The following is a 24,049-nucleotide window of genomic DNA, read 5'->3' as shown; positions in this document are numbered from 1 at the left end:
AATTAAGTAAGTTTTAAGCAATCGGGAAGAAAGATTATTTCCTCTTATTCCTGTTTGGTTTTTTCTTCTTTAGCTATGGTAATTATTTATTAGATTTTCTTAACCCGAACTGGAGTCGATTTATAGTTTAAATATAGCGATCGCGCTCCGTAAAACTTAAATTTAAATTTTAGTTTAATGCCGCTAATGCTGCTTTGATTAACTGAAAATAGGGCGGTTTAGTAACCTCAACTTCTATAGCATTATCGCGGTTGTTACCTAATAAACCCAAACGTTCGCCCCGATTGACTACTAAGACTTTACCGCGATCGTTTCTAATTCTCAATTCTCGTTTAGATTGCAATAAGCTACAGGTATAGATTTTACCGCTGTAGGTAAAAACCGCTGTTTTAGCCTGGTGTTTCCTCGGTTTGAAGTGCTCTGGTTTGTGGTGGTGCGGGCGAACGTCTACCAGTTCTAATTCGATATTGGTAACCCCCTGCCAGTGATTTTCTCTAAGTTTGTAAGCAATATCTACGAGACTCGGTAAAGGAAAATACTCTCGCCACCGCCAGGCGATCGCTTTAATTCCAGGTGAAGTATTATCTTCTTGCACGACTAGTTTTAAGTGATTTTTACCGACAGTTTGTTGCTCTTTAATAATTACCTTGGGAGTCCAAAACACCGGAGTAGGATTGCCAATGCCCCAAGGTTGTAAACTTTCTATCTGTTGGTAAAGCTCGAGGTTAATTCGATTGAGACTAGCTAGAGCATCTATTTTGACCAAAGGCTTGAGATGTTCTACTTCTAAAGACTTATGGGCAAACTCACTGAGTTTTTGTTTAATTATTTCTAGTTTGGCAGCCGGAAAACTGAAACCACCCGCAGCTTTATGTCCGCCAAACTTACCCAAAAAATCTCGACAATAATTTAACGCCTCAAAAACATTAAATTCCTCAATGCCTCTTGCCGAACCGCGAATCGTTTTGCGATCTTCTTCATAGGTACCGATAAAAACCGGAACCCCGTAACGTTCTACTAGGCGAGAAGCCACAATACCAATTACGCCGTGATGCCAATTGTCCGCTATTACTAGCAATACTCGCCGTTCCTTCCAGGGAATCGGAGTTTCTCTAACCAGCGCGATCGCTTCTCTTTCGATTTGTTCGCATAGTTGCCGCCGTTTGAGATTAATTTGTTCGCACTGCATCGCCCTTTCTAAAGCCAGTCCAGGATCGTCAGTAGTCAGTAATTCGATTACTAACTGGGGATCGCCAATTCGCCCAACAGCGTTGATTCTCGGACCTAACTTAAAACCAATATCATCTGGCTGAAGCTGCTTTTGTTCTTCTCTAACTCCCGCTACCTGCATCAATGCCTGGATTCCTTTGAGCTTGGAATTAGGTAAGGCACGCAAACCCCGTTTTAACCAACGGCGATTTACTCCAACTAAAGGTGCGAGATCGGCAATTGTCCCCAGAGTAAAAAGTTCTAAAAGTTGTTCGGTCAAGCCCTTTAATTTCCCCAAACTCCGGGCAGTAGTTACTGCCAAAATATACGCCACTCCCACTCCTGCCAATCCCTTATAAGGGGAAGTATCGGCAAGTAGCTTGGGATTGAGAATGGCATCGGCAGGGGGTAATTTGGGTGGTAGATCGTGGTGATCGGTAATAATTACGCTCAGACCCAATTCCACTGCCAGGGTAATTGGCTCGTAAGCGGAGATCCCATTATCGACGGTTAAAATTAAACCTACTCCCGCTGCAGCAAATTCTTCGACAATCCGATTGTTAATGCCATAACCATCCTTCATGCGGCTGGGAATAGCATAATCCACATTTGCCCTCAGATGATTTAAAGCTCTCAATAGTAAAGCGGTACTAGTCATACCATCGGCATCGTAATCACCACAGATAGCAATCTTTTCTCCATCAGCGATCGCTGTTTCTAATTGATGGCATGCCTTAGCCAAATCGGGGAATTCTGTCAGAGGTGAGGGTAAATGCTGAGATTCTGGTTCGATGTAGATCTCGGCTAATTCTAAGGTTTCAATGCCGCGATTGACGATTACTTGAGCGACCAGGGGGAGTAACCCAGTGCTAATACTTAATTGTTTTACCAAATCGGGCTTAACTGGGGCAATTTGCCATCTTCGCTCGGGTAAACGGTGGTTGGGGACGGCAGATACCGAAGATTTATCGCTCATCAATCGCAATCGAAAGACATCTATCTTAAGATATCGAAATTCTCCAGCTTTCTCTAGTAAGAATAATCCTGAGGAACTTCGGTCGAGTTTGGTGAATCTGAACTTATTTTTTGTAGCCAATCTTCACCAATTTGGATAGTGAGATCGGAACCTAAAACCCCGGTACTTTCGATCAACACTTCTCCTAAGCCCAACACCGAACGCAGTTGTTTTGCCGCCTCAGCATCACCTGACTGAGCGATAATTTTGGTTTCTGCCAGGGTTTCTGGCTCGTCGTAACCGATCGAGATTCTTCGATAGCCAGCTTCTGTTAAAGTCTCCAGTGCCACACTTGCTGCCTCAGGATTTTCCGTACTGTTTTGAAGGTAGATATTTAATTTAGCAGCGCGATCGTGAGCTTTTTCTTCCCAAGAGACATATGGATCTTCGAGATTTTCAGGTCGGTAAGATGAGAACTCGAAATGTTGAGCCATCAATCTGTCGATGCCATCGCTATCCGGTAGCCAGTAGCTCACTTCCGTACGTCCATCTCCACTAAAACTACCCGGTAACATCATCATATTGACTTCCGAACGTTCGGTATTAGCAGCAAAATTAGCTAAAGCCATTAGTTCTTTTACAGTTAAATTAGTATCGATATGAGATTGAATCACCGACAAAATTTTGGGAATTTTGACTATAGTTGAAGGCTTGAGACTTTGCTCGACTACAGAACGAATCAGCATCTGCTGTCGTTGTACTCGAGAAATATCGCCAAAAGCATCGTAGCGAAAGCGTAAAAACTGTACTGCTTTGTCGCCGTCTAAATGTTGTACGCCTTTTTTAAGATCGATATACAGATGTTGACTAAAATCATTGTATTTCATGTCTTTAGGGACGTTGACCGTAACGCCTCCTAAAGCATCGATCAATTTTTCGATTCCCTGGACATTTACTCTTACATAGCGGTCTACACTTACTCCACCCAATAACTCGCTGACTGTAGCAGCAGTTAAAGCTGGACCGCCATATTCATTAGCACGATTAATTTTTTCAATTCCATATCCGTCTAAATCTACGCGAGTATCTCTGGGAATAGATAAAATAGAAAGTTTTTCCGATTGGGGATCGAATCTGAGCAATAACATGGTATCGCTCAGACCCTCAAAAGAATTAACTAGTTGATGATAGCCAGCTACTTGTTGTGACGGTTCTAAATCTCTTTTTAAGTCCGAGGTGAGAACTTTTATTCCCAAAACTAAAATGTTAACTGGACGAGATAATTCTGGAACTTTTAGGGTTGGTGCTACTGTTTCTTCTTGGCTAAAAACCTCTGCCTCTTCTACTGACAATTCTGCCTGTTGTAGGGGAGAAGATACCGAAAAGATCGCTGCTAGAAATGCGCCGACTGCTGCCGAAACTAAAGAAATAGTTCCTAATCCCAGTCCAATTAAAACAGTTCTTCCTCCGCGTTTACTGGCAGAGGACATTTGACGACGGCGATTGATACTTGACTTTAATTTTTTTCCCGAAGGACTAGATCGATAGACTTTTTTCAGTGGCACTTAATATCCTCACACTATCTATAGAAAAATAAGCTTTGTTAATTAAATTTAGGTATACGTAGGTATAAACTATCAACCTCTAGTTTAATTTTAGCTACACATGAGTTACATTTTGGAGTTTGGCTTTTTAATGACAGCATTAATTGCTAAATTGTGCCATAAGTATTTACACTCTTTAACTAACTATCGATAGTTTTACGCAGCATACTAAATATAGATATAGATAAGTGAGATTTTCCAGCTTTGAGGTTGACGATTAACCAGAAGCAGGTCAAAAAATAGCCAGTAGTTAATAAAGCATTAATATACAGTAGACGAAAAGCCAATAGTTCAGAAGCACGATCTGCACCCAAAAACAATAAAATATACGCGATCGCCCAACTCAGGAGTAAACTAATTGAAAGACGGCTAACTTTTTGCTGTTGAGTACTACCTTGTTTTCTGGCTAAAGTCCAAAGAGCCGGAATAATGCCTACTACTGGCAGTAAATAAATCCAGAGTTGCAGATATCGTTCTTTTCGCTCTCGAACTAGGTTGTGATTATTCATCGCTCTATACTGCGATCGCTAAATTAATGACAAATGAGTTGCAAAAATCAATTACAGCTATAGTGTTAGCTGGAGGGCAAAGTTCTCGGATGGGAACAGATAAAGCTCTGTTAACTATAGGGAATCAGACTTTGCTAGCTCGAATGTACCTGGTTGCCGCTGAATGTTCCTTGTTGGTTTATGTAGTATCTCCTTGGAGTTATAAATATCGCGATATTCTACCATTAGGTTGTCAGTTAATCGAAGAAAAACTAGTTTCACCCAACCTTAAATCCAATTCACCTATAATTGGTTTTAGCCAGGGACTAAGACAGGTCACTACTGAGTGGGTATTACTACTTCCTTGCGATCTGCCCCTACTGTCTTCGTCTCAAATTAAACAGTGGATACCCTATTTGGCAACAGTATTATCCACAGAAATTGCCCTTTTACCGCGCCATCCTAAAGGTTGGGAACCTTTGTGCGGATTTTATCGTCGTAGTTGTCTACCCCTACTCGAAAATTATATCGATCGGGGTGGTAGATCGTTTCAAGATTGGCTGGCAAGACATCCAGTAAGAGAATTACCGGTCGAGAACGAGCGAGTTTTATTTAATTGCAATACTCCTAGAGATTGGCGACTAGTTAGCGATGAACTAATGAGCGATAAAAACTTGAGTTCGGAGTACTTGCCATCCCCAGAAGCAAGCAATGAGGTGCGAAATACAGATGATGATTTTTTCCCATAGGTTCTACGGAAATTTAGACTTAAAGAACTGATAAGTTCTCGGGGTTTAGCTTTGATTTGACTCACGCCATGAACGACTACGAACGATTTATTGCTCAACCTACTGATGACGGTTCTCTAACCTTTTTTTCAGCCGAGTTTGATGAGGCTTTTCATTCTTATCGTGGTGCCAAACAAGAAGCTGAAATCAAGTACGTCCAACCCACCATGATTAGAGAAAAAGCTCGGCGATACTCTAAAATTTACCTCCTTGATATTTGTTATGGTTTGGGTTATGATAGCGCGGCAGCTATAGAAGCGATTTGGTCGATTAATCCTCAGTGTCAAATTGAAGCGATCGCCTTGGAACTCAATGCTGCCGTTCCCCGTCAGGCTAGTGCAGAAGGACTATTATGTCAGTGGCGACAACCAATTCCTCAATTGTTAGATGAATTAGCCTCGAACTCTCAAGTAAGAAATAAATATCTGTCGGCAAAATTATGTTTCGGAGATGCCAGACAGACGCTCCAGCAAATTTACTGTCAGGGATGGCAAGCTGATGCAATTTTTCTCGATCCTTTTTCGCCACCGAAGTGCCCCCAACTTTGGACGGTAGAATTCATCGCTATGGTGGCTAAATGTCTCAAGCCGACGGGTAGACTGGCAACCTATTCCTGCGCGGCAGCAGTGCGAAGGGCTCTATCCTTAGCTGGACTCAAGTTTGGTTCAATTTACGTTGCTAATAGCTCTCCAGGTACGGTTGCCAGTTTTGTGGGTGACAATTTACCTTTGTTATCCCTTCAAGAACGAGAACATCTCCATACTCGTGCCGCCATTCCTTATCGCGATCCTAGTTTGAATAATTCTGCCGCTCGGATTAAAGAGCATCGCCTCCAAGAACAAAAACAAAGTCAACTAGAACCGACATCTCAGTGGAAAAAACGCTGGCTGTCGTTACGTCACCAATAAGCTAGATAAGTATATTTATCTAAGTAATTTTTCTTAAATCAGCCAAATAATTCAATTTAACGCGCAAATCTCCGTAAAATAACTGATTTCAAATTCTCCGAGGATGATAATAATATGATTACTAAAACACAAGAGAAATAATTACCAAGAGCCGATCGTAGGGGTATGAGTACCATTGGGTACGGAAATTTAAATTGTTTTTCTTATAAAATTAAAGTATCAGATTGCCAACAAATTATTTTCCCTGCGTTTGCTCCTGAGATTACGAGTTTTAGCATGATTTTCCTGCGAAATAAATGGCTCAATTTATTAATTACTGTTTACAAATATAAACAAATATAATTTATAAAAAATGTTCCGATTTTCTTCGTCGGCTCAAGTTAATTCTCCAGTGGTAAACAATCTTAATATTATTGCTTCAGCTAAAATCTTAATTATTGACGACAGTCGTCTTAGTCGCATGACGATAGCAGATTTACTATCATTAGATGGTTATGAGGTATTAGAACTAGATGGCGACTCGTCAACTTTTGATTTTATAGTCGAAAACGAGCCAGACATAATTTTGCTTGATGTAATGACTAAAGGATTAGACGCTTTTGAAATTTGTCAACAGTTGAAGCAAACTTCTATTACTAGCGATATCCCTGTCGTGTTAATGACTTTGACCGATCGCCGCGAATACCGTCTCCAAGGAATACAGGCTGGTGTAGATGAGTTTTTAGTTAAGCCTATAGACCGTATCGAACTATTATCTAGAGTAAAGTCTCTAATCGATCGCAAACGCCTCAACGAAGGGCTGTACCAAACAGAGCAGGTTTTATTTTCAATTGCCAAAGCGGTTGAAAGTCGCTCTTCCAATGGCGATAGTTCTGCTAGAACAACAGTTCTAGCACAGACTTTTGGCGAGTATTTACAACTTGCCCCCGAAGATATCGACCATCTAGTGTTTGCCGCCCATCTTCACGATATCGGTACCATTGCCATTCCCGATGCAGTAATCTTGAAGAAGGGAAAATTAACTTCCGAAGAGCAGGAATTAATTCGACAGCACGTTTTAATTGGTGAAAAAATTTGTCAGCCATTGCGCAATCGCAGGGGCGTATTGCCGATTATTCGCCATCATCACGAGCGTTGGGATGGAACGGGTTATCCCGATGGTTTAGCAGGGGATAAAATTCCCTATCTAGCTCAAATATTTCAAATTATCGATATTTACGATGCTCTAATTAGCGAGCGTCCCCACAAACAGGCTTACAGTCCTGAAGAAGCTCTAGAAATCATTGCCGATGAAACTAGAAAAGGCTGGCGTAATCCTACTTTAATTGCCAAATTTGCCGCCTTTGTTCACGAGAGTTAAGCAGTTGTTTTACTAAAGTAATTGGGGTTAAAACCCAAATTAATTAGGATAAAGTTAAAAGTTGGCGATCGGGTCGTAAACTTCTTCTTCCCGTTCGTATTTTTCAAGATGTAATAATTCTAGCTGTCCGCCATACTCCTGAATCGTAGCCAGTTCTTTTAAATATAAACCTCTAAAGGTACTGGCAAAAAACAGGGTAAAAATTGCAATCACTAAACCTGCAGCAGTAGAAGTCAAAGCTTCTCCAATGCCAGAAGTTACCCCAGTAGCCTGAGATTGTTGGAAATCTCCAATTCGCAACGAGGCTAGTGAAGTAATCAAACCTAAAACCGTACCTAACAATCCCAAAAGGGGAGCGATACTAATAATCGTTTCAAAAGCGTTACTAAATCTTTTCAACACTGGAACTTCAGCTTGCGCCGCACTATCTAAAGCCAATTTAAATTTTTGTGGTGTCGGACGCTTGAGAGAAACAGCAACTAAAAAAATTCGCGCTATAGGTAATTGTCGATTGCGTTCGAGCATTAGCTTAGCCGTTTCTACATCTTCACTGTAAAGAGTGAGGATTCGCGCGAGCAATTTTTTTTGCTGACGCGATAAACGAAACCAAAATAATGCTCGCTCTAAAATCATTGCTAGAGAAAGAATCGAAAGCACTAGGAGCGGCCACATCACCACTCCACCATCGTTAAAAAATTGAGCTGCAGTTTCCATAAAACCTGATGAAGAATATCTGCTAAACAGCTACCCTTTGCATTTTATCGGTAAATATAAATATTGAAGTTAAATTCAATATCCAAAGCATTTAAAGGATAGCTTTCAGGCAAAGCATTAAAGGGAGCCGAGCGTCGAACTGCTTCTAAAGATTCGCGATCGACTACTTCCGAACCAGATGTTCGTGCTACTTTTAGTCCGGTGATTTGTCCATTTTTTTGAATAGAAAAAGTAAGCACGGCATGACGTTCGTCTCTCGAAACACTAGGATTCCAGTTGCGTTTTACCCGTCGCCTAATCTCCTCGAGGTAAGGAGCGAGATCGAGATTTTGGCGAGCATCTAATCCTTGAGGATTATCTGCCGCTCTGCTGGCGATCGCCTGTGGGTTGAAAAACGAGTCTCCACCATCATCTGCTAAAGAACGTTCGTAACTTCCACCTAGTAAACTTGCCGCTCCAGAACTTTCCGAATTTGAAGGAACGGGTTGGCTAGGAACGATATTAGCAGATGTTTCTGACCGCGAGACTGGAGGTGTCGTTTCTTGGTTAAGATCTCGGTTGGGTTTAGTTGGCTCTGGGACGGTCTGTTCTGGTAGGGGAGTTTCAGGGGGTAAAGGCTCTTTGGCAGTAACCAAGGGTTTTTTGGGTTTAGCAATTTTGGCAGGGGGTTGAGTGGACTTTGATGGTACTGCTGTATGCTGTTGGGTTTGAGGCGGTGTAGCCGGTTGAGGAGTTGTCGGTGATGTTTTTGGTTGAGGTGGGGAAGATTCGGTTTTTGGTGGCAGAGAGGGTTTACTTGTGGACTCTTCACCAAGATTATTAGTAGCAGTGGGTGTTTTCGGTTCTACCTTTCCCCGCGCTACAGAATTGTTAGCAGCTTGACGCTGAGTTTCTGGTGGAGGTTCTTCGGTTGCTGCTTCTGGAGGAACGACTACAAACTCAATTGGAGTAGACTCTATTTCCTGTTTGGTAACTGATGGCGATCGCTCTAAAAACATCAAGACGAGCAATCCCGCACTATGAACCAACACCGAACTCAAGATAAAGACGGCTAATGGTAAACGGCGATTATAGAGAGAAGAATGTCTTTCTGATTCCACAGTTATCATTGCTGAAAATGGTGAAAACAATCGCTTGATTGCGTGAATTTAAGCTTAACAAATTTGCAATCTAAAAAACTATTTTTTTAATTCCCAAAAATAAAATCTCAATTAACAGCTATCTTTTAGTAGTACTAGTCAAATGTATCCAATATACAATAGATTTATTACTTTTTATACTCGAGCTAAGGGAGAATAAAGTATTATTATTTGAGTTTTCAAGTTTGAAGCGATCGTTAGCAATTTTTCCGTTAATTGGTTGTCTGTTGGCACCACAAAGAACATCTGGTTAACATCTGGTTAATACATCACAAAGCTTTTACGCTCGTAAACACGAGTAAAATTAATACGATTGTAAAACTTATCATCACTAGTGGTAAACAACACGACATCATTTCAGCAAACCGTTCTGATATGATTCCCGTAGCTTCAATACCATTTATAATAGGCATTTCGATGTCCATTATAACCAGATATGATTGATATTTTCTACAGCATTAATTGGCTCTTTACCATTACTAGCAAGCTCTATCGCTTGAATATCTGGTATGCGCTCAAAATTAATTCTTAAAAATTCTCTAATACTTTCTTGGTCGCCACCTACGACAAATTTAATCATTTAATAAATCACTCAGTTGAGAATAGAGTTGTATGTTTATTTTATTAATGAAATTTAGATTGATATACGTGTTGCGTATCATACTAAATTTTAGTGTAGTTTAACTAAGCTATGTTAGATATCATGGATGAATGCCAGAATTTTAGGTAGCTAATAGATAGAAAACAAAAAATTATTACTATAGTTAGTGTAGTAGTAAAGAGCAAAACTAGTTTATTAAACAATTGCTCGATAAAAAATTTAATTGCTTCAGGAGACTTTGGATGCTGAGACTCGAAAATATAAGTAAAATTTATCCTACGGGAGAAGTTCTCAAAGATGTCACCTGGGAAGTCAAGGCAGGGGAAAAAGTAGGTTTAGTAGGAGTTAACGGTGCGGGGAAATCTACGCAACTGAAAATTATTAATGGTGAAATTGAACCGACTTCGGGAGAAGTCATTCGTCCTGCCAGTTTACGTATTGCTTATTTAACTCAAGAATTTGAAGTTGAGCCAACGCGGACGGTAAAAGAAGAATTTTGGACGGTTTTTGCTGAAGCCAATAAAGTACAGCAGGGATTACACAGGGTGCAGCAGGAAATGGAGATTGTAGCACCTGAAGAACTCGAGCGATTAATCGAGCGACTAGATAAGTTACAACGAAAATTTGAAGCTCTCGATGGATACACATTAGATGCGCAGATCGAGAAAATTCTGCCAGAAATGGGATTTAGTGCGGAAGATGGCGATCGCCTGGTAAGTTCGTTTAGCGGTGGTTGGCAAATGCGCATGAGTTTGGGCAAAATTTTACTGCAAGAACCAGATCTATTACTTTTAGACGAACCGACCAACCATCTAGATTTGGAAACCATTGAGTGGTTGGAAAATTATCTCAAAGGCATTAATACCCCGATGGTTATCGTCTCTCACGACCGGGAATTTTTAGACCGCCTCTGCACTAAAATCGTGGAAACTGAACGGGGAGTTTCTACTACTTATCTTGGTAATTACTCGGCATACGTACGACAAAAAATCGAAAATAGAGCGGCACAAGAAGCTACTTTCGACCGCCAACAAAAAGAAATTGCCAAGCAACAAGAGTTTATTGAAAAATTTCGCGCTAGTGCTACTCGCAGTACTCAAGCTAAAAGTCGCGAAAAACAGTTGGCAAAAGTTGAGTTGGTCGAAGCACCAACCACTAACCTTCGCGGTCTCAAGTTTCGTTTTCCCCCTTCTCCTCGTAGCGGTAGAGAGGTAGTAGTTATCGAAGATTTGGTTCATACCTATGACAACAATATTTTATTTTTAGGAGCGGAACTAACTATCGAACGAGGCGATCGCATCGCGATTTTAGGTGCTAATGGTGCGGGAAAATCGACTTTGCTGCGCCTGATTATGGGGATAGAAAAATACAATGAGGGAACGGTTGCTCTAGGCAAACATAACGTGATTCCCAGTTACTTCGAGCAAAACCAAGCTGAAGCTTTAGAACTTGAGAAGACGGTAATGGATACTATTCACGATGAAGTACCAGACTGGAAAAATGAAGAAGTTCGTACTTTACTGGGTCAGTTCTTATTTAGCGGTGACACGGTATTCAAACCAGTTAAAGCTTTAAGCGGTGGTGAAAAAGCTCGCTTGGCTCTAGCTAAAATGTTACTTTCTCCCGCGAATTTACTAATTTTAGACGAGCCGACCAATCACTTAGATATTCCTGCCAAGGAAATGCTCGAAGAAGCCTTACAACACTATGATGGAACGGCGATTATCGTTTCTCACGACCGCTATTTTATCTCTAAAGCCGCTAATAAAATTGTCGAAATTCGCGATGGAGAATTAGTTGTTTACTTGGGAGATTATCACTACTACTTAGATAAAACTGCTGAAGAGAAAGAACGAGCCAGACAAAAGCTAGCAGCAGAACAAAAAGCCGCCAAACAAGCTGCCAAAAGAGCCAAGCAAACTGCTAAGAAAAAGCAGAAAAAATCTAAAGTGTAGTTACGATCCTAATGGATAATTGTCCGCAAGCGATTATCCATTGCCCATCTTTTGAGTAGCCGATTCTTTTTACCCGTAGTTGTCTCTTGAATAATGAAATTAGAACAACAGCTTAAAACTCTAATAGATGATGCTCCGCAATATGGCGTTTCTTCAATAGTGATTCAACAAGTGATCGCTCCCGTACTGCGTTTATTTGCCGAACAATTGCAGCATTTAGAATATTACATCTTACAAAACTTAGATGAAAATTGGATTCTGACCACTATTAGCAATCCGAAACTGCAACAGCAGAAAAAAGTTATTTATGCTTTTAGCAGCGTTAGAGATGCTGCAAGTTTTCAACATAATCCCGACCCTAGTACGATTGCTGCGGTTATTCCCGTCACCCATTTGTTGTTTCGGCTATTTTCTCTCCAACAAGTAGATAGTATTATTTTTTTAGATAAGCCTGGAGAGCTCAATTCCGGAATCGAAATACAGCGCGAGCGCCTATCTAGGCTAATTCAACAGCAACTCCAGCAACTAGATCGAACTCCCCCCAATCTTGCTTAGGCATAGTCAATAGTAATTAATGGCACTCGATCTAAGCTGACCGTGTAAATATTGATATTTATATCAAATCGGCGGCGAACTCCTCGCGGGGCAAATTTTATTAACTATAATAAAATTTTGAGTACCCAAAATTCTCATCATTGGTATTGTAGTGTCGCTCTAACTATAAGGTATATGTATAAAGCGCCAAATTTTCGCGATCGCTCTAAAGGACTATGGGTTGAATCCGATCGCTTCTATTCTCAAGGAGAATACTCTTGTCCAGTTTGTCGCCACGGAAAAATTTCGGCAATGCCACTAATGGAAACCTTTGCGTGTAACTTTTGTCAGCACATTTTCACTGCCAATTTTGACAAGCAGCTCTTAAAAATGGCTGACAGCCAACTACCTTTAACCTGGTATTGGAATGGTAAAAATTGGAAAGGAATCCATCGAGAAGGTGCTGAAGTTGGCTGGGGTTACTTAGTTTTCGGACTGAGTTTTGTAATTTTTCCTACTTCGATTGTTGGTTTGGGTACTTATTTATTTCCTCCCTTACCAGATAGTCCGTTGTCTTGGCTGCCCTTATTTTGGACCGTACTGACTTTTTTAACTCACTTATTTTGTTTGATTTGGCTGGTAATAGAATACTATCAGTTTCCAATTTTTCTCTATGTCGGGGCGATCAAGAGAAGATTGTTAGCTATGAGTTTTTTGAGTTAGATTAGTGCTTCGCTTGATTATGAACTAAAAAGGGAAGTTGTCCACTCCCCAAGCAAATAAATTCTTTCTATTCTATGGTTTTTAACTGCGTCCTATTGGCAAGGCTCTACCTTCAACTCGATCGCGATAAGGCTGTACCGCTTCGGTGTAATCAATCGGAAGTACGGCGCATACATTCTCATGAGGGCGAGGAATAATTACCCAAGACTCTAAAGTCGCCCCTTCTGCTTTTTCGACTGCGTCAATTCCAGCTGCCATCGCAGTCTTTACTTCTGAAACATCGCCGCGAATATTAACGGTAAAACGGGCACTACCTACTCGAATATAACCAACCAGGGTAACTCTTCCTGCTTTTACCATGGCATCGGCGGCTGCTAGTATACCTGGAAAGCCTTTGGTTTCAATCGAACCTACCGCAGATTGAGCGGGCATATGTTTTCTCCTTATCTATTAGTTACTAATAAAAGTAAATAACTATTAAAAGTAAATAACTATTAACTATATATTTACAAATCATAATTTTAGCTGGTTTTAGAGCTTTTGAACATAGGCTGTTTAACTCGTTTGACTCGCAGCAAGAACTCAATAGAAAGATGTACGATTGACTTTGCTTCGTTCAAAGTTCGACCGAACTAACCTACTTTTCTCTCTCCTTGTCGAGCGAATTGGCTCCACCGTAAATTCAACTAGGCTATCGCTTTAAAATCGAAACTGTTCTACTGTTTCACTATAGTCAATTGGTAAAACCGCAACCACATTGTCTGGTGGATTGGGTACGGTGTAGTGAGTAGTTACTTTGCCACCAAAAGTATTTTCAGCGGCTGCCAATCCTGCTTCCATAGCCGGTTTTACTTCTGAAATGCCGCCACGAATGGCAATTACAAAAGTACCGCTTTCACCTTTGTCAAAATAAACTAAAGTAGTGCGACCGCCTTTGAGCATAGCATCAGCAGCAGCCAAAACTGCAGGAAAACCTAAAGTTTGAATTACTCCTACTGCTTCTTGTTGAGACATAAATTTTCTTCTATAGTTGATAACTACTATATCGCGGTCTCTAAGTACTTGGGTGAAAAACTAAATTAAATTTTAATCGTGCTGGGTTGGGTTAGAGAAGCGACGATGCGATCGCATCCCGACTTAGGTTTAGCCCACTGATAGCGATATTCAGCAGGATCGCCCCAGCACAAACCCAGGTAAATTTCCGTACGTGTCGCGTCAATCTCAGCCCACTCCGTCTGTTGTGTCAGCTTGCGGACATAATCGGCAGTAATTTTTTGATGGCGATTTTTCGAGCTACTACCTGGGGCATTAACCAACCAAAAGTTCATTCCTACAGTTACTTCTTGCCAAAAATTTAAGATCGAGTTTTTGGCTCTAATTAAAATTTCCTTATCTCCAGGAATGGGAATCAATTGATTGTGAGTTTCTGGATAGCGAACCGTGCGTTCTTTAAAGCTGCAGCTACGCCAGGTAATGGCAGATACTCGGTGCTGTTGCTGATACTCGTGGATTTGACGACGAAAATCTTGATAGGCAAAGACTTTACTCACTCGATCCATATTTAAGGCTTTGGCGACGACGGGATCGCCCAGCCGTTTGTCTGATGAGAGGACAATACGCTGTCCTTTCCAATTTTCCTTGAGTTCGCGATCGAGTATTCTAATTAGTTCTTGGGTTGTATAAGTCATCAATCGAGGTACGACATTATTTCTATACCTTATTTGAATTGTAACCTTACTGGCTGCAACTCAGACTAGAATACGGCTCGATCGCGATATTAATTGTCATTTCATTAGTTTTAGCTGTATATGGCGAAAGCTCAATCTTAAGTAGGATGGCAAAAAATATCTGAAGCTAGAAGAATAAATAATTTGAAGTCTTAGGTTCTGTTGACGTAAAGAGGCAAAGATGAGAAAGTACCTGAAGTTGCTGATTTTAGTCAAAAAATTCTTCATGAAATCTCGTGTTAAGTTGGACGATTCTGCTTGGCAGCAAATTTTCGTTGTTCTGAGCCACCAACAAGACATCCGTATCAAAGACCCCAAAGCTTGTCGTCGTTTTCTGAATGCGGTTCTCTGGATTACTCGCACAGGTGCTCAATGGCGTGAATTACCCAAACGTTTTGGCAACTGGAACAGCCTCTACAAACGATATCGGCGTTGGTGTCAGAAGGGAGTTTGGCATCGTCTCTTGCAAGAAATGTCCCACTCTGCTGACTTAGAAAGTTTAATTCCCGATAGCACCATGATTCGTGCTCATCCCTGTGCAGCAGGAGCAAAAGGGGGTCAGAAAAACACTCTTTAGGAGGTTCTTGTGGCGGATTTAGTACCAAGTTACATGCTGTGGTAGATGCGTTGGGCAATCCGCTGCGGTTGCTTCTGACTCCAGGGCAAACCGCCGATATCAGTCAAGGAGAGGCATTGGTGGCTGGTTATCGAGCTCAACAGGTAATTGCCGATAAAGGCTATGATTGTGATGCTTTTGTGGTCTTGATTGAGGAAACTGGTGCTCAAGGCGTGATTCCGCCTCGTTCTGGTCGCCTCAACCCTAGAGATTACGATTCACATCTGTACAAGGAGCGACATCTAGTTGAGTGCTTTTTTAACAAACTTAAATACTATCGTCGCGTTTTCAGCCGTTTTGACAAAACTGACGAATGTTATTTGGGATTTGCCGAATTTGCTTCGGCTTTAATTTGGTTGCGTTAATTGTGTCAACAGAACCTAGCAAATTATTAATAGTAAAAATGTTGACATTTCTAAAAAGTAACTTACGTCGTATCGCGATTGCCTGTTTATTGGGGTTCGCTCTATTGGTGAGTTCGGCTTTGACCCCAGGTAACTTCAATCGTGCTCGTGCCGAAGTTTTAAAGCGCGATGCAGTTAACCTTCCCAGAGAAGAATCGGCAGACAGAAAAGCAGAATATGAAGCAGCTAAAGCAAATCGTAGAGCGATGCAAGCCCAAATGTCCCAGGAAGCCGAGAAAAATGATGACTCAGAAAGCGTATCTGAAAAGCTAAACTTGAACGAACCAGTACCTCAAAGTACTAAAAAATTCTTCAAGCAGATCGAACGAGAAGAACCTATAGAAAATGAAACTCGTCCTTAATTAAAAAGCAAGTGCCCTTTTCTTTATCGAGAAATGGGCTTTAACTCGATCGATTAACCTCAGTTCTGGTGAAGCTAACATCCATTCTAAATAAAAATTTTTTCAGTCTCGACCCCTGGTAGCAAAACTTGTGAGGGATTGAAATAAATATATAACCCCTTAAGAAAATAGACTCATAGATAAGTTAAAGGAAAGAGAGATTGTAAGGTTGAGGCATAAAAAGTTACTTACAAAGATAGGTTCTCGATCGAAAGGATAGTCAAGGCTCGAGAATAATATCTGACTCGATGCCTTTTGACTTTTAACTATTAGATTTCAATTCATCCAAACGCGCTAGAACTTCTTGACTGTGAATACTGGGTCTGACTCCCAAAAAAATTTCTTGTAAAATTCCTTCTGGGTCGATTAGATAGGTATGCCGTAGGGATCTACCGCTCAACCAGGAACCATAAGCTTTACTAACGCTGCCATCAGTATCTGCTAGGAGCGGCAACTTAAGTCCTTCGGCATCGCAAAATTTGGCATGAGAATCTACATCGTCTACGCTCACACCTAAAACTCGAGCGTTTCTCGCCAAAAATTCTGGTAAATCTCGTTGAAAACGACGAGCTTCAAGAGTACAACCCGAAGTAAAATCTTGAGGATAAAAATATAGTACGACCCATTGACCGCGATAGTCTGTAAGATTTACTTCTGCATCTCCACTATTGGTAAAAAGAGTAAATTCTGGTGCGGGTTGTTTTAAAGGAGGTTGCTTGCCACCCAAAGCTAGAGCACTGGGTGAGAACTGCAATGATAGTAATCCAAATAGCGCGATCGCCGCAAACCATCGAATTATAGTAGAACGTTTCATAATCTGTAAAAATATGATTTACTTAACATGAGTTTACAAGTATTGCTCGCACCATAACAAATAATCGATCGTGTAGGATGAAATTCGAGAAACTCAACTCTAAAATCGCAGCAGCGATCGCGTAGTTAACCTTCGTCATGCCCTGCTATAGTTGATTAGAATTGTCGATCGTAGCTAGACAAATAAACACATGAGTACAGACACAATTGCCCCTCACGGCGGTAAATTAATCGACCGCCTTGCTACCGCAGCCGAAAGAGCGGAATTTTTAGCTCAAGCCGAATCTTTACCGAAAGTTCGGTTAGACAAAAGAGCCACTTCAGACCTAGTAATGATTGCTATTGGTGGCTTTAGCCCCATCAGCGGGTTCATGGAGCGACAAGACTATCAAAGTGTTGTCGATAATATGCGTCTTGCAACTGGTATTCCTTGGTCGATACCAGTAACCCTCTCAGTCAACGAAGAAGAAGCAAATTCTCTTAAAGAAGGAGAGCTGGTACGTTTAGACGATCCCAATGGTAAATTTGTTGGGGTCTTAAAACTAACTCAAAAGTATAGTTACGATAAGAAACACGAGGCGGTAAAAGTTTATCGCACTGATGAAGATAAACATCCTGGAGTAAAAGTTATCTACGATCAAGGTTCGGTTAACTTAGCCGGTCCGATTTGGTTGCTAGAGCGCCTTCCCCATCTTTTGTTTCCCGAATATCAAATCGATCCTGCCTCATCGAGAGCCTTATTCGCCAAGAAAGGCTGGAAAACAGTAGTGGGATTTCAAACTCGCAATCCCATTCACCGGGCTCACGAATATATCATCAAGTGTGCTCTAGAGATAGTTGACGGTTTGTTTTTACACCCCTTGGTAGGAGCGACTAAAAGCGACGATATCCCTGCAGAAGTACGGATGCGTTGCTACGAAATTATGATGGAGCATTATTTTCCCAGCGATCGCGTTATCTTGGCAATAAACCCTTCAGCAATGCGCTATGCCGGTCCTAGAGAAGCAATTTTTCACGCTTTAATTCGCAAAAACTACGGCTGTACTCACTTTATCGTCGGTCGCGATCACGCAGGAGTTGGAGACTATTACGGAACTTATGATGCCCAAAAAATCTTCGAAGAATTCGAGGCAGAAGAATTAGGCATTACTCCTTTAAAGTTCGAGCACGCTTTTTACTGCGTTCGTACCAAACAAATGGCTACCGCCAAAACTAGTCCCAGTAACAAAGAAGAGCGAATTCACTTATCGGGAACTAAAGTTAGAGGAATGTTGCGTGAAGGTAAATTACCACCACCAGAATTTTCTCGACCCGAAGTGGCTTCGGAATTGGCAAAAGCCATGCAGGCTAAATCCTAATTCAAAAAACTATCACATCGAAGAAGGAATTAAGGCTACTTCCTTCTTCTCAAAGTCACAGTGGTATAATTAGTTACGTGCTAGTAAAATTAGCTCTACTAGGGTAGCAGAAATTTATAACTTTCAAAATTTAACATCGGGATATATTCTATAAACTTTTTTGGTATTAACCGACAACTACCAGCTATTCCTGATACGCTGATAGCCGATCTTTAACAGCTAATGGTTGATATGGGACTCGATCGCCGAATTTTTTTACAACGGGCTGGATTATCTTTGTTTGCTCTCGGAATAACCGACGGGGGAATTGCTCCTTTAGAAAAAAACCAGCTAGTTGCCTCTTTGGTCGAAAGCTCCACTCAGGCTTTAGCGGCAACCAGCAAGCGCAAACTAGCTTTACTCATCGGCATCAATCAGTATAAAGGCGATCGGCTCAATGGTTGTTTGACCGACACCGAACTTCAACGAGAGCTATTGGTCGATCGCTTTGGCTTCCATCCCAAAGACATCGTTATTTTAAGCGATCGCCAGGCAACTAGAGAGAATATCGAAACTACCTTTGTCGAACATCTCATTCGACAAGCTCAAGCTGACGACATCGTTTTCTTTCACTTTAGCGGCTACGGCGGTCGGGTAAAAATGCCCTTGTCTGGGGTCAACTCCAACCCAGAGCCATCAGTAGAAAGAGATACTTCTTACAAATTGGTTAATACTCTAATTCCAGTAGATGGAGTGTTGCCGACTAAAACAGCATCTGCTGTTAATGTGATACTTCAAGACACCCTATTACTCTTAGCCCAATCTCTCCCTACAGATAAACTCACTCTGGTTTTAGATACTAGTTTTGGCAACAGCGAACAGTTATTGCGAGGCAATTTTCGAGTTCGTTCTAACGCCCAGGTTGCCGAACGAATTAATTCTGAAGAGTTAGTATTTCAAGAACAGCTCCAAAATCAACTAGCTGCTAAAGGATTAAAACCATATAAAAGATTATTTTCCGTTCCCGGGCTCGTGTTTGCCGCCGCCAATCGAAATCAGGTAGCTGCTGAAGGACAGTGGAGTGGATTTAGCGCGGGCTTATTTACCTATGCTTTAAGCCAATCTCTGTGGCAAATGACACCCAGTAGTAAAATTTCGACGGTGGTCGGACGTAGTGCCGAAACCGTTGAAAGAGTTATGGGCAAACAGCAGCAGCCAACTGTGAATAATATAGTCAAACCTTCAATTGCTTATTATTTAAACGACAGCAATTATGTAAGTGCAGAAGGTGTAGTGAGTGCGGTCGAAACTAACGGCAATATAGAAGTCAAACTAATCGGTTTGCCAGCCACTATCTTAGATAGTTACGGCAACGACTCTTGTCTGAGTTTGGTCAATTCTGACAGTGACGAGCCAAATTTGCTTCAGGTAAAATCCCGAGAGGGATTAATTGTCACCATCAAACCCGTGAGTAAAGATCTCGAAGCAATTCAAAGTATCAAAGAAAAAATGCTAGTTAGAGAGTCAATTCGGGTATTGTCACGGGATTTGGGTTTGACTGTGGCTTTAGATCCCAATCTTCAAAGAATCGAAAGAGTAGATGCTACTAGTGCCCTAGCTAATATCAAAGCAGTGTCTTCGGTAGTGGCAGCAGGAGAACAAAACGCCGACTGTCTCGTGGGTAAAGTCATGTCCGATTCGAGTCCATCGCCAACTGAGACCGCCTCGAAAACTCAAGGAGAATCGACTTTTGTGGGTTATGGTTTGTCTTCTAGTGGCGGCGTACTGATTCACCGTACTGCGGGGACGGTTAATGAAGCAGTTAAATCTGCGGTTAGTCGCTTGAGTCCTCAGTTTAACAATATACTTGCAGCTAAATGGCTAGAGCTAATTATTAATGATTTTTCTTCTAATTTAAAAGTTGCTTCTACTTTAGAATTAATTGAAAACAATAAAATTTCTTGTTTAGAGCGTGCTACTAGCGTAGCACAAAGCGGTCGAGAAAACTTTAAAGAATTTCTCTTAACGTCAGAAGCTTCAACTTCGATTCCCGTTCTAGCTCAGGGTTCTCACATCAGATTTTGTCTGACTAATGAATGTGATTTTCCCCTGTACGGCATTCTACTTGGTATCGACTCCGACCGTAATCTTTTCGCTTTATATACCTCTGAAGAAACTGATGCCAAAAAAATCAAACTGCAAAATCTGTCGATCCCGCCTCAAACTCAATTACTCGTTCCAGAATCAGAAGACTCTTGGAAATGGAAGGTTTCAATCTCGGCTGGTATCGCTGAAGTATATGCTATTTTTGCTACTCAACCTTTCGATCGCACCCTAGCTGCTCTAGCTTCACAGCCCAATCTCAAACTAGACCGCGAACAGGTATTAAACGTTCCCAATCCTCTAGAGGTAATCGAAGCGTTGTTAGAAGATTTGCATGTAGCTAGTTCGGTATCGGCGGAAATCCTCAGTACTAGCAGTAATGTTTATGCTTTAAATGTTAACAATTGGGCGACTCTCAGTTTTGTTTATGAAGTAGTTACCGACCGCTCCATCCCTTCAGCAGTCTAGAAGGAGCGTCGGACTTAAGTAACGTCAGTTCGGGTTAAGATTATTTTGCCAATTATCTTACGAAAGAATGCGGAATATAGCTAAAGATTAACGGTACTTAAACAAAAATCAAGCCCAAACAAAGCCCAAACTAGCTTTATAAGCTACGAATACGTCGCGATTTTGGTTCAACCATTGGACAAAACGATAAGATATACCTGTACGAAAAGCTTCTAATGCTTCAGGAAATGTCTCCAAAGGTTTGTTCGCCCAACGTCTTCTTAAACCTCCAGTAAGCTTATGCCAAAGGATAAAAGTATAGGCACAAAAAACTAGAATAAAATGTCTTTCCAAACTCTTCTTATCTCTAACTTGATACTCTTTTAATCCTAACCATCCCTTGGCTTCTCGATAGAAAACTTCTATCCAGTTTCTCTGAGCATAAGTTTGAACTATCCATTGCTCGGTTACTATTTCTCCCTCAACATTTGTGAGTAAGTAGTCAATATCTTCAGCATCTTCAAAGATTGGTGCACTCATGACGATAGCTATTTTTCTGATTCCTTCTAGCCTTGATATTTCTGCTTCTATTATTGCTACCCAGACGGTTCTAGGTTTTTCACCCTGGATTTGAATCTCCTTAAATTCCTCATCAGATAACCATTGAGCATATTCATCTACTCTGATTTTTTCTAATTGATTTGATGGAGTTTTAACCAAAATATTACGATTTTTAGCGATTCCTCCTATATACTTTAATTTCTTTTTTTCCAGTTCGAGTAAAACAGTTGTGTTGTTACCATAGGACGAATCTATTAATACTAGTCCTGGTCGATATCCCCTCTTCAAACTTTTATCGATTAATTCTAAGGCTAAGGTGGGTTTTTTCTTGAATTCTCTGTCTTTCTTTCCTTCGGGCAACGAATTACCATGTTGATATAGTTCTATGTCTAAAGGTAAGCTTTTTTGGCCATCATATAGATGAGTTGTTACTACAACATTGCCATTATCTGTTTTCCCAATTTCCCCAATATATTGACGACCTACTGCTGCGGTAAAGTTACCACTTTTTCTATGCCCAGAGTCATCAACAATTAGACTAAATCCCTTACTGATTCTCGTTTGATTACACTTGTTCATCACTTCTAAGCGACGTTCATTTATCTTGTTCGCTGACCAAGTTGCTTCAGTTAAGAAATGGTGTAATTTGTGGTATGTGACCTCTACTGCGTCTTTAGCCATTTGAGATACATTTTTTCGCTCACTTTCCCCTAATAATCCTCCTAAATAATGTCTGAATTCCCTTTTTTGCGCTTTAGTTCTCAGTAAATCATCAAACTTTTGACACCATCTCATCTATCGAAACAGGGAGGCATGGCTGCGGGAGTAGTTTCTTTCATAAAGTAAGTGCGATCGGGCTTTAGAATAATGTTAAAGTTAATCAGCAAAGGTATTCTATCTTATTTTGTCTGTTTAAATTGTTTAAGTACCGTTAAGATCGGGGTTTCAGTTCCCACCCGAACCCATGTTTAGGTAAGAAGTAAGTCGGTTCGAGTAGAAGCACCATTAAAGCTCTGGCAAAATTACAAAATTATTCCAAAATGTAAGTATTTAAGCCCAGGTTCTGGAGAGAACGTGAAGCATTTTCGGCTTTGCTTTTATTGCTAAATGCCCCTACTTGCAGCATGGACTTACCTTGATATACAGTAGCGAAGGCTTCTGGATAGAGCGATCGCACCGTTGTTTGTTGGCTGTTATTGGTGGTTTCTACTAATACTTTATATCGAACGTCCGTCGCATTAGACGACCCTAAAACATCAGATAGGCTATTTATTTCTGTGTGATTGCTATTTAAGGGAGATGGTGTATTAGGTTGAGGAGGGAAAGGTACTTGTTGAGATGTTGGTTCGGGTGCGTTAAACACTAACTCTCGCTCTTCACTATCAGCTGAAGCAAGTGGCGGTGGAGAAGGTAGCGTGGGAGGAGACGAAAGTTTGTCGGAACTATCCTCTACGGCTTGTGGCGGTCTGGTAGTTGTAGGAAGTGAGCGAGAGACTGGTAATGGTTGGGTTCGAAGTTTTAGAGGCGGGCGATCGCTGGGCAATGGTAAGTTATCAGAAGTTTTGGCAATGCTAGGGTTACTATCGCCGCGAAAATCGATATTTCCCGCGGTATTACCGTTAATTTCCGTACCTACTGCAGGTATCGAATTACTGCTAGCGTTTTGAATATCGAGTTTTCGGTTACCGCGAAAGATATTATTACCCGGTCGGTCGATAGTGCCGAGATTGACGCGAGCTTGGGAAATCGCGGTTAAACCAGTTTCTAAAGAGTTCTCAATTTGATTGTTACGTAAGATCGCTTGAGAGTTGCCTTCTAAAATAATTCCAATACGATTACCAGTAAAATTATTATCTGTCAGAGTAGGAGCGGCACTTTGAACTACGCTAACTCCAAAACCAGTTTTTTCAAAGATATTGCTGTTGACTTGGGGTTGGGAGGTTCCGTACACTAAAAGACCATTTCCGGCATTGTTGTAAAACAGGTTATTTTCAATCAAGGGAGAACTATCGCCGTTTACCGATACTCCTGTATTACCATTACCACTAAAAGTATTACTCGATACGATGGGGCTAGCCGACTCGATCCACAAGCCATGTCCTCGATTATTGGGATTAGTTACAGTTACCCCAATAATGCCCGCAGCATCTTCGATCGCGGCGATCGTCACATTTTGACCCGCACCTGTAGGACTGATAAAGTAACCGTTGCCGCGAATAATTACGTTATGTCCTTTACCTCCGGCAGTTCCTTCAAGGGAGACGTTTTCTCGAACGACTATAGGAAAAGTTTCTCCTGTCGCCTCGCTATAAGTTCCCGAAGCTAAATCGATAGTGGTATTCGGTTGGGCTAATTTTAAAGCCTGAGTAATCGTTTTTAATGGCAGTTGCCGGCTTCCATTTCCTTCAGCATCATCTCCAGTTTGGGGATCGACGTAAATAATGCTTTGTTCTGGAGCTAATTGAGTAACACTATCTCTTAGGTTAACTGTTTGTGCTTGCGCCAGCAAACTCAACGGTAAAGGTAAGATTGCAGCTAGTGATAGACCGATAAAATATTTACCATGAATTTTAGCTATGACTGAGATATGGCGATCGCCCAAGTTCATAATCTTTCTCCCCATCAGTAACAACATCTATTTTTGAACGATTTATAGACAAGC

General features: G+C 41.1%; 21 protein-coding genes and 1 pseudogene. 10 read left to right on the top strand and 12 right to left on the bottom strand.

Going from position 1 to position 24,049, the window contains the following annotated elements; all coding sequences use genetic code 11:
* Positions 1 to 169 precede the first annotated feature (169 nt).
* From recJ to ACLFKQ_RS06170, 3 genes are all read right to left on the bottom strand, one after another.
* Entirely contained in the window at positions 170 to 2,185 is a 2,016-nt protein-coding gene (gene recJ / locus ACLFKQ_RS06180) for a single-stranded-DNA-specific exonuclease RecJ (protein WP_448998973.1), read from the bottom strand.
* 53 nt (positions 2,186 to 2,238) lie between these two features.
* Positions 2,239 to 3,729: an LCP family protein gene (locus ACLFKQ_RS06175; RefSeq protein WP_448998972.1), complete on the bottom strand. Its 1,491-nt coding sequence runs from the start codon at positions 3,727 to 3,729 to the stop codon at positions 2,239 to 2,241.
* Between the two features lie 179 nt (positions 3,730 to 3,908).
* Positions 3,909 to 4,277 carry a hypothetical protein gene (locus ACLFKQ_RS06170; protein ID WP_448998971.1) on the bottom strand — a complete coding sequence of 123 codons (369 nt, stop codon included), beginning with the start codon at positions 4,275 to 4,277 and terminating at the stop codon, positions 3,909 to 3,911.
* A gap of 26 nt (positions 4,278 to 4,303) precedes the next feature.
* On the opposite strand from ACLFKQ_RS06170, the gene ACLFKQ_RS06165 reads away from it, so the two are divergent.
* From ACLFKQ_RS06165 to ACLFKQ_RS06155, 3 genes are all read left to right on the top strand, one after another.
* On the top strand, positions 4,304 to 5,005 hold the full coding sequence (locus ACLFKQ_RS06165; RefSeq protein WP_448998970.1) for a molybdenum cofactor guanylyltransferase: 702 nt from the start codon (positions 4,304 to 4,306) through the stop codon (positions 5,003 to 5,005).
* Between the two features lie 68 nt (positions 5,006 to 5,073).
* Positions 5,074 to 5,952, top strand: a complete 879-nt coding sequence (locus ACLFKQ_RS06160; RefSeq protein ID WP_448998969.1) for a tRNA (5-methylaminomethyl-2-thiouridine)(34)-methyltransferase MnmD — start codon at positions 5,074 to 5,076, stop codon at positions 5,950 to 5,952.
* Between the two features lie 352 nt (positions 5,953 to 6,304).
* Positions 6,305 to 7,312: an HD-GYP domain-containing protein gene (locus ACLFKQ_RS06155; protein WP_448998968.1), complete on the top strand. Its 1,008-nt coding sequence runs from the start codon at positions 6,305 to 6,307 to the stop codon at positions 7,310 to 7,312.
* Positions 7,313 to 7,366: 54 nt separating this feature from the next.
* On the opposite strand, the gene ACLFKQ_RS06150 is transcribed toward ACLFKQ_RS06155, so the two are convergent.
* From ACLFKQ_RS06150 to ACLFKQ_RS06140, 3 genes are all read right to left on the bottom strand, one after another.
* Positions 7,367 to 8,026 carry a MotA/TolQ/ExbB proton channel family protein gene (locus tag ACLFKQ_RS06150; protein ID WP_448998967.1) on the bottom strand — a complete coding sequence of 220 codons (660 nt, stop codon included), beginning with the start codon at positions 8,024 to 8,026 and terminating at the stop codon, positions 7,367 to 7,369.
* 44 nt (positions 8,027 to 8,070) lie between these two features.
* A complete protein-coding gene (locus ACLFKQ_RS06145) occupies positions 8,071 to 9,135 on the bottom strand; it encodes a TonB family protein (RefSeq protein ID WP_448998966.1) in 1,065 nt (354 codons plus the stop codon).
* 454 nt (positions 9,136 to 9,589) lie between these two features.
* The gene (locus ACLFKQ_RS06140) at positions 9,590 to 9,745 is read right to left on the bottom strand and encodes a hypothetical protein (RefSeq protein ID WP_448998965.1); all 156 of its coding nucleotides are present in this window, start codon (positions 9,743 to 9,745) and stop codon (positions 9,590 to 9,592) included.
* 263 nt (positions 9,746 to 10,008) lie between these two features.
* Between ACLFKQ_RS06140 and ACLFKQ_RS06135 the strand changes: the two genes are divergently transcribed.
* From ACLFKQ_RS06135 to ACLFKQ_RS06125, 3 genes are all read left to right on the top strand, one after another.
* Positions 10,009 to 11,721, top strand: a complete 1,713-nt coding sequence (locus tag ACLFKQ_RS06135) for an ABC-F family ATP-binding cassette domain-containing protein (RefSeq protein ID WP_448998964.1) — start codon at positions 10,009 to 10,011, stop codon at positions 11,719 to 11,721.
* A gap of 93 nt (positions 11,722 to 11,814) precedes the next feature.
* Positions 11,815 to 12,276, top strand: coding sequence for a hypothetical protein (locus tag ACLFKQ_RS06130; protein WP_448998963.1), 462 nt, complete (start codon positions 11,815 to 11,817; stop codon positions 12,274 to 12,276).
* A 174-nt stretch (positions 12,277 to 12,450) separates the two neighbouring features.
* Entirely contained in the window at positions 12,451 to 12,978 is a 528-nt protein-coding gene (locus tag ACLFKQ_RS06125; RefSeq protein WP_448999466.1) for a hypothetical protein, read from the top strand.
* Between the two features lie 81 nt (positions 12,979 to 13,059).
* Here ACLFKQ_RS06125 and ACLFKQ_RS06120 read toward each other — a convergent pair whose 3' ends face one another.
* The 3 genes from ACLFKQ_RS06120 to ACLFKQ_RS06110 form a co-directional block, all read right to left on the bottom strand.
* Complete coding sequence (locus tag ACLFKQ_RS06120; protein ID WP_448998962.1) at positions 13,060 to 13,410, bottom strand: carbon dioxide-concentrating mechanism protein CcmK; 351 nt, start codon at positions 13,408 to 13,410, stop codon at positions 13,060 to 13,062.
* 267 nt (positions 13,411 to 13,677) lie between these two features.
* Entirely contained in the window at positions 13,678 to 13,992 is a 315-nt protein-coding gene (locus ACLFKQ_RS06115; protein ID WP_448998961.1) for a carbon dioxide-concentrating mechanism protein CcmK, read from the bottom strand.
* A 65-nt stretch (positions 13,993 to 14,057) separates the two neighbouring features.
* A complete protein-coding gene (locus tag ACLFKQ_RS06110; RefSeq protein WP_448998960.1) occupies positions 14,058 to 14,666 on the bottom strand; it encodes a hypothetical protein in 609 nt (202 codons plus the stop codon).
* A 265-nt stretch (positions 14,667 to 14,931) separates the two neighbouring features.
* On the opposite strand from ACLFKQ_RS06110, the gene ACLFKQ_RS06105 reads away from it, so the two are divergent.
* A protein-coding gene (locus tag ACLFKQ_RS06105; protein WP_448998612.1) for an IS5 family transposase occupies positions 14,932 to 15,686 on the top strand; the annotation gives its coding sequence in 2 pieces (ribosomal slippage) (positions 14,932 to 15,252 and positions 15,255 to 15,686; 753 coding nt in all).
* A gap of 38 nt (positions 15,687 to 15,724) precedes the next feature.
* Entirely contained in the window at positions 15,725 to 16,087 is a 363-nt protein-coding gene (locus tag ACLFKQ_RS06100) for a hypothetical protein (RefSeq protein ID WP_448998959.1), read from the top strand.
* 301 nt (positions 16,088 to 16,388) lie between these two features.
* Here the strand turns inward: ACLFKQ_RS06100 and ACLFKQ_RS06095 are convergent, their stop codons facing one another.
* Positions 16,389 to 16,940, bottom strand: coding sequence for a peroxiredoxin (locus ACLFKQ_RS06095; protein WP_448998958.1), 552 nt, complete (start codon positions 16,938 to 16,940; stop codon positions 16,389 to 16,391).
* Between the two features lie 190 nt (positions 16,941 to 17,130).
* On the opposite strand from ACLFKQ_RS06095, the gene sat reads away from it, so the two are divergent.
* Both sat and ACLFKQ_RS06085 read left to right on the top strand, forming a co-directional pair.
* On the top strand, positions 17,131 to 18,297 hold the full coding sequence (sat, locus tag ACLFKQ_RS06090; RefSeq protein WP_448998957.1) for a sulfate adenylyltransferase: 1,167 nt from the start codon (positions 17,131 to 17,133) through the stop codon (positions 18,295 to 18,297).
* Positions 18,298 to 18,519: 222 nt separating this feature from the next.
* Positions 18,520 to 20,847 (top strand): caspase family protein, encoded by a 2,328-nt coding sequence (locus tag ACLFKQ_RS06085; RefSeq protein WP_448998956.1) that lies wholly within the window; start codon positions 18,520 to 18,522, stop codon positions 20,845 to 20,847.
* 108 nt (positions 20,848 to 20,955) lie between these two features.
* Here the strand turns inward: ACLFKQ_RS06085 and ACLFKQ_RS06080 are convergent.
* Both ACLFKQ_RS06080 and ACLFKQ_RS06075 read right to left on the bottom strand, forming a co-directional pair.
* Positions 20,956 to 22,226 (bottom strand): annotated as a pseudogene (locus ACLFKQ_RS06080) (IS701 family transposase).
* Positions 22,227 to 22,417: 191 nt separating this feature from the next.
* Positions 22,418 to 24,010 (bottom strand): DUF1565 domain-containing protein, encoded by a 1,593-nt coding sequence (locus ACLFKQ_RS06075; protein ID WP_448998955.1) that lies wholly within the window; start codon positions 24,008 to 24,010, stop codon positions 22,418 to 22,420.
* Positions 24,011 to 24,049 lie beyond the last annotated feature (39 nt).

The sequence above is a fragment of the Myxosarcina sp. GI1(2024) genome (assembly GCF_053543375.1).
The sequence above is the reverse complement of the archived record's forward strand: the minus strand, read 5'-3'. Positions and strand labels throughout refer to the sequence as shown.